The organism is Streptomyces sp. NPDC031497 (assembly GCF_055580905.1).
Genome location: NZ_JBVIKO010000005.1, coordinates 430960 through 443635, shown reverse-complemented (window position 1 = coordinate 443635; position 12676 = coordinate 430960). Strand labels below are relative to the sequence as shown.

At 68.1% G+C, this 12676-nt stretch carries 2 protein-coding genes and 1 pseudogene; 2 read left to right on the top strand and 1 reads right to left on the bottom strand.

Annotation, left to right across the window (positions count from 1 at the left end):
* Positions 1-326: 326 nt before the first annotated feature.
* Positions 327-758 (bottom strand): annotated as a pseudogene (locus ACZ5K7_RS13365) (transposase family protein); the annotation flags it as partial.
* A 607-nt stretch (positions 759-1365) separates the two neighbouring features.
* Here ACZ5K7_RS13365 and ACZ5K7_RS13360 point away from each other — a divergent pair.
* Positions 1366-5565, top strand: a complete 4200-nt coding sequence (locus ACZ5K7_RS13360; RefSeq protein WP_468913101.1) for a LamG-like jellyroll fold domain-containing protein — start codon at positions 1366-1368, stop codon at positions 5563-5565.
* 222 nt (positions 5566-5787) lie between these two features.
* Positions 5788-12630 carry a polymorphic toxin-type HINT domain-containing protein gene (locus ACZ5K7_RS13355; protein ID WP_468913099.1) on the top strand — a complete coding sequence of 2281 codons (6843 nt, stop codon included), beginning with the start codon at positions 5788-5790 and terminating at the stop codon, positions 12628-12630.
* Positions 12631-12676: the final 46 nt, after the last annotated feature.

Sequence of the window (12676 nt, the reverse complement as noted above, 5' to 3'; positions counted from 1 at the left end):
GCCGCAATACCTCTTCCGCCTCACGGAAGGGACTGGGAAAACTGCCTGTTCAGGGCGGGTGCTCGCCTGTGGGAGTGAAATCAGGAGTGCGCTGAGCCAGCGACCTCACTGAACGTTTCCGCCGATGGTTTGCGCCAAGCTTGACACTCCCGTCTTGTGAGATATAGCACCACGCCCCCGAGGGGGCGCCCCTGCCGGGGCGGTATCGGTGTAGCTGAGAACCGATTGGAGGAAGGCTGCGTAAGCGTCCCGCTGGATGCCGCGCCGCCACTGTAGGTGGTCGTTCTGGCCCTGTGCTCGTACGACATCAAGTTGGGCGTCGACCTGTCGTGTTCCTCGGCCCGGACGACAGCGAGGAAGGCGTGGGCGAGCATGGCCAGGGTGACCCAGCGGGACCGGGACGCGTACCGGCGGACCTGGTGCTCATCCAGTCCGGCCAGGCCCTTGCCGGACTGGAAGAACTCCTCCGCCTGCCACCTTGATCCAGCTACCCGCACCAGTTCGGTCAGCGGCACCGGTGCGGGCGAATAGCAACGGCAGTAGGCGAGTTCGCCGCTGCCGCGATTCCGTCGGATCAGCAGGTGCCAGCTCCCGGGCCGAAGGTCGGTGAGGTCGATGACAGCCCAATCGTAGGAGCGGTGGCCCTTCGCTCCGGCCCCGGCCGACAGCTTCTGCCGGCCCCGCTCGGGCACCTTCCTGGCCAGGAAGTCGGCGCGGAACTTCCCGCCCCCGGTGGCGACTTCGTGCGAGCAGGCCGCCAGGCAGGGTCGAGAACGCCCAGGTTGCCGTCTACTTGGCCTATGCCGGTCGGCACGGGCACGGGAATCACCTGCTCCGGGAAGCCGGCTGCCGCGCTTTTACCAGCGGGTTCGGCAGCCGCTCGGCCCTTCCTTTACCGCACTCCTACGGCGCCTCCCCGCCTGCAACCGGAACCGGTGAACCTCGCGTTCTGGGCGGCCAGGCCATTTTGCAGGCCGATGCAGTTGTCGAGGCGTCAGTTGTGTGCCGTGGCCGCCCTGCGACTGCACCCCCTGGTTGGGCTGATGTTCGGTATCACGTAGTGACATACACAAAGGCATTGCCGCATCCATGTAGTGTTCATCTGGAGTTCTCTTTCAATTCGGCGTGTGCTGCCACTTTCCGCCCGACGTAATGGCGGAGTGCGGACATCGTGACGGGGGTCACACAGATTCTCCATAGGTCTTGTCGGTCAAATCCCTGGATTTGCCTATCGGTTGATCTGGACGAGCTATTGCCCTCCCTTTACCTTCGACTGGCGATGTCTTGATCGTTTTGCAGAGCAAAAGTCCGGGGGAGGGCTGGGGGATGACGGTTCCCAAACGGGGCCGCGCCGCTGCATGCGCAGTGAGCGCCGTTGCAGGTCTGACGTTGCTGGGCGGGATGGTGCCGGGCTTCACGGCGACGGCAAAGGACACGGAGAGCGCCGCTTTCGGTCAGGCCGCACGTTCGGGAAAGAAGGTGGAGATCGCCTCGCTGCGTGGTGAAACCAGCGAGACGTACGCCCTGCCGAACGGCAATTTCGAGGCTGTGGAACATCTGCGTCCGGTGCGGGCGCGGGTGGACGGTGAGTGGAAGGCGATCGACACCGCGCTGGAGAAGCGCGCGGACGGCAGCGTCGCGCCCAAGGCGGCGACGGTGGGTATCGCGTTCTCCGGCGGCGGGAAGAAGCAGCCGCTGATCACGCTGGAGCGGGCGGGCCGGAAGCTGTCCCTGTTCTGGCCGACGGCGCTGCCGGAGCCGGTGATCGACGGTGACACGGCGACCTATCCGTCGGTGCTGGGGGACGTGGACCTTCAGGTGAAGGCGAGCGTCGACGGCGCCTCGGAGGTGCTGGTCGTCAAGACGCCCGAAGCGGCGGCGAATCCGAAGCTGGCCGAGCTGCGGCTGGCGATGGACGCCGACGGCATGGACGTACGCACCACGCCGGACGGCGGCCTCGCGGCGGTCGACACGGGCGCCGGCGGGCCGGTCTTCGAGGCCCCGCGGCCGATGATGTGGGACTCCAGCAAGGGCGCGTCGACCGCGGCGGCACGCACGGCAGCCGGGAAGGCGGCCGAAGCCGCCGATCCGTCGCACGGGCCCGGCGAGTCCGCGAAAATCGCGCCCATCGGCGTGAGCGTCCCCCCGGGTGATGACGCGCTGGTGCTGACGCCGGACCAGAAACTGCTGAAGAACGCCACGTTCCCGGTCTACATCGACCCGCAGTGGTACACGCCGAAGGCGAGCAGCTGGACCTTCGCCTCCCGCTACTGGGCCTCGTCCCCGCAGTGGAAGTTCAACGGCAACTCCGACTCGGGCATGGGCTACTGCGCGGGTGACGCGCGCTGCGCGCCCGAGGACGTCAAGCGGATCTTCTACACGATCCCGACCTCGCGCTTCGCGGGCAAGACCGTCCTGTCGGCGGAGTTCGTGGTCAACGAGACACACTCCTACAGCTGTACCAAGACCGATGTGCAGCTGTGGCGCACCAAGGGGATCAACTCCTCGACGACGTGGAACACGCAGAACGCCGACGGCTTCTGGGTCGACCTGCAGAAGACGCTGAGCGAGGCGAAGGGCTGGAACGGTGACTGCCCGGGCGGCAGTGTGGAGTTCTGGGCGCTGCGTGCGGTGCAGCAGGCGGCGGCCAACGGCTGGTCGACCACGACGTTCGGCCTGAAGGCCCGGGACGAGAACGACGTGCTGTCGTGGAAGCGGTTCTCCGACGACGCGTGGCTGCGGGTGCAGTACAACCGTCCGCCGACGCAGATCCGCACCTCGCAGCTGACGCAGGACCCCGGCGGTGCCTGCTCCGCGACCGCCAAGCGGGTCCGCATCCTGCCCAAGATCCGGGCGAACGACGTGACGGACCCCGACGGCGACAGCATCGCCGTGCAGTTCCAGGCGTCCTGGGATACCGGTGACGGCAAGGGCTTCACGGCACGCTGGACCTCGGCCCGGACGACCTACAAGAAGTCGGGTTCCGACTTCTCGATCTCGCTTCCGACGAGCATCCCGAAGAACAAGTACGTCGGCTGGCATGTGCGCTCCTACGACAGCGCGCAATGGTCGCCGTGGAGCTATTCGGGTGCGGCGCCCGACTGCCTCATGGTCTACGACACGAGCGTGCCCGCCGGTCCCTCGATCGCCTCCACCCAGTACCCGGCCTCGGACCCCGAGGACCCGAACGACCCGTGGCTGGACGGGGTGGGCCGGTACGGCGCCTTCACCATCGACTCCTCGTCCACGGATGTGGCCAAGTACTGGTTCGGCATCAACGGCGACCCGACCAGCGCGCACACGCTGACCACTTCTGGCGGCGCCGCGCAGACGACGAAGTTCATGCCGACGAAGTCCGGCGTCAACTTCCTCACGGCGCAGGCCTTCGACACCGCGGGCAACGGCAGCGAGATCCGCACCTACCAGTTCCGGGTCAACGCGGGCCAGCCCGACCGGCTGAACATGAAGCTCAACGAGGCGGCCGGCTCGGCCACGGTCAGCGGTACGGGCGGGGAGTGGCCTGCCCAGCTGAACGGCGCGACGCCGGGCGGGGAAGGCGTCCTGGGCCACGGTCTGCACTTCGACGGCACGGACGACTACGCCGCCACCACCTCCCCGGTCCTCAACACGCGCAAGAGCTTCTCCGTGTCGACCTGGGCCAGGCTGCCCGCCACCCAGCCCGGCACCTCGGTCGTGGCTCTCTCGCAGGCCGGAGCCAACACCAGCGGCTTCGAGATCTACTACTCCCCCGTGCTGGGGGGCTGGCAGTTCCTGCGGCACAGCGTCGACGCCTCGTCTCCGGCCATCTCGCGCGCCTCGCAGCCCGCCTGTCCGACCGGCGACACCGCCTGTGCCGCCGCACGGCTGGGCACCTGGACCCACCTGGTCGGCGTCTTCGACAACACGAAGCAGGAGCTGAGGCTGTACGTCGACGGCGTGCTGGTCGGCAGTGCGGCGTTCACCACCCCGTGGGATTCCCGCGGCCGTACTCTCCTCGGCGCCGCCCAGCACTACGGCACCCTGAGCAACTACTTCACCGGTGATCTGGACGAGGCCCAGCTCTTCGACTACCAGCTCACCGACGCCCAGATCGGCCGCCTGTACGCCAAGCAGCCGGTGAACACCAACCGTCCGGCGAAGGTGGTCTGGCCGCTGGACGAGGAAGCCACAGCGACCGCGGCCGTCGGCCGGTCGCAGGAGGTGACGGCGACCGTCAACGGTGGAACGGTGCTGGGTTCCGCGGGCGTCGACGGTACGGCGGCGACGTTCGACGGCGTCGACGACGGTGTGATCACCTCGCAGCCGGTGCTGGACACTTATCAGAGCTTCGCGGTCTCCGCCTGGGCCAGGCTACCCAAGGACAAGGAGAGCCGGACGATGACGGCGGTGACCCAAGGAAGCGCCGGTGTCCCAGGTTTCGAACTGGTCCACTCCTCGGCACTCGGCGGCTGGGCCTTCCTGCGCGCCGGTTCCGACTCGACCAGCGCCACGCTGGTGCGGGCCCGGCAGAACGCCTGCGATCCGAACGTGAACTGCGCGGCCGCCCGGCTCGGGGAGTGGACCCATGTCGTGGGCGTCTACGACTACGACGTCGGTGAGATCCGGCTCTACGTCGACGGGGTACTGAAAGACACACAGCCCTTCACCACCCCCTGGCTCGCCACCGGCCCGGTCACCCTGGGCTACAAGGCGACGGGCGGACCCCAGGCCTTCATGAAGGGCGACCTGGACGATGTCCGGCTGTTCGACCGGACGCTGTCCGGGGACGAGGTCAAGGAGCTGAACAAGGCCCGTCCGGTCGTCCAGGGCCGCTGGAAGCTGGACTCCGGCTCCGGCACACCACTGACCTCCGCGGACGACTCCTCGGGCAAGCGGGCACTGACGCTGGGCGGCAACGCCTCGATCGACGTTTCCGGCAACTCCAACTACGTGGGCCCAGGTGGGCTGCTGCTGGACGGCAACGGCGACTACGCCGCCACGGCCACCTCGCCCGTCTCCACCGGGACCAGCTTCACCGCCGCCGCGTGGGTGAGCACGGCTGCCCGGCCGGACCATCCGGTGACGGTGTTCTCGCAGGCGGGCTCGGTCAACAGCGGCTTCGCGGTGCGGTACGTACCCAGTGCGACCGACCCGGCGAACGCCGGCCGATGGCAGCTGGCGATGCCGGGCTCCGACGCCAAGGGAGCGACGGTGGCGACGGCCGAGCATCCCAACTTCATGAACAACACGAGCTGGAACCATCTGGCGGTGGTCTACGACGCCTTCGCCGATCAGATGCGGCTGTATGTCGACGGCAACCTGGAGCAGGTCGTCTGCGTCGACAGTGACGACGACGGGAGTCCGGATGTCGCGGGCTGCACCGACTCGGTGTCCTGGAACTCCAACGTCCTGCCGTTCAACGCCACCGCCGGCCTCCAGCTCGGCCGTGGCAGGACGGACGGCACGTGGGGCGAGTACTGGCCCGGCGTGATCGACGACGTGTGGACCCTCCAGGGCGTGGCCTCGGAAGAGCAGATCGACCGGCTGGCCAACGGTACGGACCTGGCCACGGTCCCCGGCCCGTAACAGCCGGCACGACCGATGCGGGGGCGGGCCCAACGGCCCGCTCCCCGCGCACGGGTGGCATTCGTACCCGCACTCCACGCGAGGGCGGGTCGATTCGCGGGCGGCCACGGTTCCGATGGGGCCGCCGGGTCGCTGTGGCGTCGGAATCAACCAGCGGGTGAATGGGGGAAACACATGATCTTGGATAGATGGGGACGGGCGAGAGCACGGCGCAGAGTCGCCGTGACGGTGTCCGCGGTGCTGGTCGGAACACTGCTGCAGGGGGCGTTCACGCCGTCGTCGGCGCAGGCGGACGACATGCCGAAGGTCCCGGCCTCGGAGAAGGCGCTGTCCGGGCACACGGTGAAGTCGCTGCCGCGGGGGACGGACGGGCAGCGCAAGGTGCCGCCCGTGGCGCCGCGGCACACATGGCCGAAGGCCGGGTCGGCAACGGTGACCCTGCGACCGGGCGGGAAGGCGGTCACGCGGCGCGCGGGAACGCTGCCGGTGTCGCTGACGGCGCCCGCGGCGAAGAAGGCGCCGACGGCGTTGAAGGGTGCCGCGACCGTACGCGTGCTGGACGCGAAGGCCGCCCGGAAGGCCGGTGTCGAGGGCCTGCTGTTCTCCGTGCGGCGCGGGACCGGTGCCCAGGGCACCAAGGTCGGCGTCAGCGTCGACCACTCCGCCTTCGCGCAGGCGTACGGCGGTGCCTACGCCGCCCGCCTGAAGCTGGTACGGCTGCCCGCCTGCGCCGCGACGACCCCGCAGCGTGCCGAGTGCCGCACGCAGCAGCCGGTCGACGCCCGTAACGACGGGACCAAGCTGTCCGGTGACGTCAGCATCGCGGGCGCCGAGCCGATGATGCTGGCGGCGACCACAGCCGCCGCCGGCGGTGCCTCCAGCGACCACGGCGACTACACCGCCAGCCAGTTGTCCCCCTCCGCGACCTGGTCGACGAGCCTGAACTCGGGGAGCTTCTCCTGGTCGTACGACATGCCCGTGCCGGGCGTGCCCGGCAAGTTCGCGCCCAGCGTGGGCCTGTCCTACTCCTCCGGGGGCGTCGACGGCCGTACGTCCTCGACCAACAACCAGTCCTCCTGGGCGGGCGACGGCTTCAACCTGTGGCCCGGCTCCATCGAGCGCAGCTACAAGGGCTGTGCCGACGACGACGTGAAGAACGCCGACGGCAACAAGCCCGGCGACCTGTGCTGGGCGTACGACAACGCCACCATCTCGTTCAACGGGCGTGCCGGAGAGCTGATCCCGACCGGTACCGACGCCTTCAGGATCAAGGGCGACGACGGCACCAAGATCCAGCGCGTCTACGGCACCACCACCGACGTCCGCTCCAACGGCGCCCGCAACGACGAGTACTGGAAGGTCACCACGACCGACGGCACCCAGTACTTCTTCGGCTACAACCGCCTGCCCGGCTGGGCATCGGGCAAGGACACCACCGACTCCACCTGGACGACCCCCGTCTACGGCGACGACGCGAACGAGCCCTGCCACGCCGCCACCTTCGCCGACTCCTGGTGCCGGCAGGCCTACCGCTGGAACCTCGACTACGCCGTCGACGTCCACGGCAACGCGATCGCCTACTACTACAAGAAGGAATCCAACTACTACGCCCGGAACCTCACGGTCGCCGACGAGACGGCCTACGACCGCGGCGGCTATCTGGACCGGATCGAGTACGGCCTGCGCAAGGACACCGTCTACTCGGCCAAGGCCCTCGCCAAGGTCTCCTTCACCTCGGCCGAGCGCTGCCTGCCGCAGACCGGCGTGACCTGCGACGCCTCGACCATCGACGACAAGAAGTTCTACTGGTACGACACGCCCTGGGACCTGAACTGCAAGTCCGGGGAGGACTGCACCAAATCCGCCTCCCCGAGCTTCTGGACCCGTAAGCGCCTGACCGATGTCACCACGCAAGTGCTGAAGTCGGACGGCACGTACGCCCCGGTCGACACCTGGGCGCTGGGCCACCGCTGGGGCATGGCGGACATCGACTACCAGCTGCTGCTCGACTCGATCCAGCACACCGGCAGGTCGGCCACCCCCGAGGTCACCCTCCCCAAGGTGACCTTCGGATACCACCAGGACGCCAACCGCCTCGACATCCCCGGTGACAACACCGCGCCGTTCATCAAGGAGCGCCTCTCCGCCGTCGCCGACGAGTCCGGCGGCCAGATCGACGTCAACTACTCCGCGGCGGCCTGCGACGCGGGCAACCTGCCGACCCCGCAGACCAATACCACCCGCTGCTACCCGGTCTACTTCACCAAGTCCGGCGACGCCGACCCGAGCCTGCAGTGGTTCAACAAGTACGTGGTGGCGTCGGTCACCGAGACCGACCGCACCAACTCCTCGCCGGACATGGTCACCCGCTACGACTACCTCGACGGCGCGGCCTGGCACTACGCCGACGATGACGGCCTGACCAAGGAGAAGTACAAGACCTGGTCGCAGTGGCGCGGCTACGGCCACGTACGAGAACGCACCGGCGGCCAGGACCCGGTCGGCATGAAGTCGCAGACCGACCACTACTTCCTGCGCGGCATGGACGGCGACCGGGCGGCCCCGTCCGGCGGCACCAAGTCCGCCAGTGTCTCCGACGACAACGGCGGCACCATCACCGACCACGACTCCGCAGCCGGCTTCGAGTACAAGACCGAGGATTACAGCGGCCCCGGCGGCCGGGTGCTCGAGAAAACCGTCAGCACACCCTGGCACCACCAGACGGCCAGCCGGGTCCGGGCGTGGGGCACCACCACCGCAAACCTGACCGGCACCGCCTCCGTCCGGACCTGGACCTCGCTCGACGACGGCGTGGGCGACAAGTGGCGGCAGACCTACCAGACCAACACCTACGAGGACACCGCCGGCCGTGTCACACAGCTCGAGGACTTCGGCAGCACCGGCACCGCGGCCGACGACCAGTGCACCCGCACCACCTACGTCGACAACATCGCCGACTGGATACTGACCAAGCCCTCGCGGGTGGAGACCGTGGCGGTCAAGTGCGATGCCACCCCGGACCGCAGCAAGGACGTTCTGTCCGACATCCGCACCGCCTACGACGGCCAGGCGTACAACGCCGCCCCCACCAGGGGCGACCCCACGCGCATCGCGAGCCTGAAGTCGCACAACGGCACAACCGCGACCTACCTGGAGTCCGGCGTCACCTACGACACCACCTACGGTCGCCAGCTCACCAGCACCGACATCACCGGCACGGTCACCGCGACCCAGACCGGCACCCCGACGCGCACCGCCCGCAGTGACGGCCGGACGACGACCACGGCGTACAACCCGACCACCGGCTTCCCGACCACGGTCACCGTCACCACCCCGCCGGCCACCCCGGGCACCGCCTCCACCGCCCAGACCAGCACGACCACGTACGACACGTTGCGCGGAATGCCCGTGACCGTGCTGGACACGAACAACAAGCGCACCGACAGGACCTACGACGCGCTCGGCCGCGGCCTCAAGATCTGGCTGCCCGACCGCTCCAAAGCCAACAACCAGACCCCGAACTACGAGTTCGACTACACCATCACCGACGGCAAGCCGGTGGCGGTGGCCACGAAGACGCTGAAGAACGACGGCGGGCAGCGCACCTCGTACACCTTGTACGACGGCTTTCTGCGGTCTCGTCAGACCCAGGGCCCCGGCCCGTCCGGCGGCATGCTGGTCAACGACGTCTTCTACGACGAACGCGGCCTGACGGCCAAGGTCTTCGCGCCGTACTACAACACCAAGGCACCCTCCACCGAGCTGCTCAAGCTTGACGACGCCCTTGCGGTGGAGACCCAGACCTGGAACACCTACGACGGCCTCGCCCGCGTCACCAAGTCCCAGCAGGTGGCCGGCAACGGCGACGGCGGCACGGTGCTCGCCACCACCAGCACCAGCTACGGCGGCGACCGCACCACCGTCACCCCGCCGGCCGGCGGCACCCCGAGCACCACCATCACCGACGTCCGCGGCCGCACCACCGACCTGCTGCAGTACGACGCCGCGACGCCGACCGGCACCCCGTCCACGACCCACTACGACTACGACCCCGCCGGGCGGCTGGCCGCGGTCACCGACCCCGTCGGCAACCAGTGGGCGTACAGCTACGACCAGCGGGGCAACAAGAACTGGTCGAAGGACCCCGACAAGGGCGAGAGCACCTACACCTACGACGACCGCAATCAACTGATCACCAGCACCGACGACCGCGTGCCGAAGCAGACCATCACGCACGTCTACGACGGCCTGGGCCGTGAGCTGGAGACCCACGACGGCACCGCCACCGGCCCGCTGCTGACCAAGCGGGTCTGGGACCCGGCCGGCTACGAGGGCCAGCCGGCCTCCGCCACCCGCTACGTCGACGGCGCGAGCGGCAGCGCGTACACCACCACCTACAACATCTACGACACGCTCTACCGCCCCAACCGCGTGACCACCACGATCCCGGCGTCCGAGGGCGCCCTGGCCGGGGCCTACCAGTCGAACATCAAGTACAACCCCGACGGCACCGTCCAGTCGAGCAGCTACCCGGCGGCGGGCAGCCTCGCCGCCGACGTCCTCACCCCGACGTACGACGAGATCCTGCGCCCGGTGACGCTCTCCGGCACGGGCGGCGTCACGTACATCACCGGCACCTCCTACAGCTACACCGGCAAGGCGCTGCAGTTCACCTACCAGAGCGGCGGCAAGAAGACCCAGGTCACCAACACCTACCAGTGGGGCACCCAGCGCCTGGACAACACGCGGGTCGACCGCGAGGGCGTGCCCGGCGTCGACAAGTCGTCCACCTTCGGCTACGACCAGGCCGGCAACATCACGTCGATCAGTGACGTGTCCCGCGACGGCACCGACAACCAGTGCTTCGGCTACGACCACCTCGGCCGCCTCACCGAGGCCTGGGCCCAGGGCACCACCGGCTGCTCGGCCACGGCCGGATCCCTGCTCGGCGGTCCCGCGCCCTACTGGCAGTCGTACACCTACGACGCCACGGGCAACCGGCGCACCGAGACGCTCCACGACACCGCCGGCGACGCCGCCAAGGACGTCAAGCGCACCTACGAGTACCCCACGCCCAAGTCGCCGCGGCCGCACGGCCTGACCCAGGTCACCACCGCCTCGGCCAACGGCTCGGCGATCGACACCTACACGTACGACACGGTCGGCAACACGCACACCCGCACCATCGGCGGTGACAAGCAGACCCTCGACTGGGACGCCGAGGGGCACCTCGCCAAGGTCACCGAGGGGACCAAGACCACCTCCTACGTCTACGACGCCGACGGCAACCGCCTGATCCGCCGCACCGACGCCGACACAACGCTCTACCTCGGCTCCACCGAGATCACCCTCGCCAAGGGCGCCACCACCGCCAAGGCCACCCGCTACTACGACCTCGGCGGCGGCAACCAGGCGATCCGCACCGACGACGGCAAGCTGTCGTTCCTCCTCGGCGACCACCACGGCACCTCCGAACTCGCCGTCAACGCGACCGACCTGTCCATGCAGCAGCGCCGCTCCACCCCCTTCGGCGCCGCCCGCGGCCAGGCACCGGCCTCATGGCCCGGCCAGAAGGGTTTCATCGGGGGCACCGACGACAGTACGACCGGGCTGACCCACCTCGGAGCCCGCGAGTACGACCTCGCGACCGGCCGTTTCATCAGCGTCGACCCGGTCATGGACTCGACCGACCCGCAGCAGATGAACGGCTACAGCTACACGGAGAACAACCCGGTCACCTACAGCGACCCGACGGGCCGCACGAAGTGCGACGCCAACCCCGAACTGTGCGGCCACAAGGACAACAGCTGCGACTCGGCGTGCGTGAAGAAGAACATCGAGAAGGTCAACAAGGCCAACAAGGAGACCGAGGAATACTTCAGGAAGAAGCGGCAGAAGGAGGCGCAGAAGCTCTACAACTACTTCTTCAAGCCGTCGAAGTGCTTCGGCAATCCGGTCCTGCCGCTCCCGAAGTACGACACCTGCTACACGCAAGCGGAGATCGACTCCGACAAGCAGCTCCTGAAGACCGTCATGTCCGCCTTCGGTGACATGACGATGCTCGAACCCTGGTACCAATGTGCCTTCAACCACAACCAGGACAAGTGCGACACCCTCGGCATGGCCATGTCCTCGGCGGACGCCGGCGGTATCGCGCGGGGCGCCACCAGATTCATCGGCGCGATGGCCAAGGCCGGGCGGGTTCTGTGCAGCTTCACCCCCTCGACCCGCGTGCTCATGAAGGACGGGCGCACCAAACAGATCGGGAAGATCAAGCCCGGCGACAAGGTGGAGGCGGCGGATCCGAAGACGGGCAGGCGCCAAGGTGCACGCACGGTCACCGCTCAGGGCAGCCATCGCGACACGGACCTGGTCGACCTGAGGATCCGTGACAAGCAGGGCCGTACGGCCACCATCCCCACCACGTTCAAGCACCCGTTCTGGGACGCCACGGCCCACGCGTGGATCCAGGCCGGCGAGCTCACCGCGGGCCACGACCTCAGCACCGCCGATGACGGCCATGTCCGCCTGGTCGGCGTGCGCCACCGGGCCGGCGCGGGCGACATGTACAACCTCACCGTCGAGGAACTCCACACGTACTATGTGCTCGCCGGTTCCACGCCAATCCTGGTGCACAACTGTGATCTCGCCCTTGGGTGGCGAACCATGGGAACCGCGGAGTGGGCGGAGGCGAATAACTACACCCACATGATTAACAACCCGGATGACGGCTGGAAGTTCCCCGTGGAGCGAATGATCGGCGACCCCAACGTCACTCTCCGCGTCAACTTGACGGGATGGGAAACAGATTTCGAGGGCGCGGCGAGGAACGGTCTCGAGGGAGGCAAGGCCACAGAGCTCGAGATGAGCTGGATCGCCAGGGCGGTTGCCAATGGTCAGCGTTCATGGGATTCCGTGCACTTCTACGAAGTGGGTCCGGGTGGAAAGTCCGTCCCGGTGGCCCGTCCCGCTGAGCCTGACTGGTCCACGTTCGGCAAACTCGATCCGGTCAGAAGTCCGTTCACCATGTGCAAGTGCGAAGGTTCGGTTCCCTGGGATGAATAGCAAGAGGCTGCCAGAAGATTCATGGGATCCGGCCCTGCATTACCCT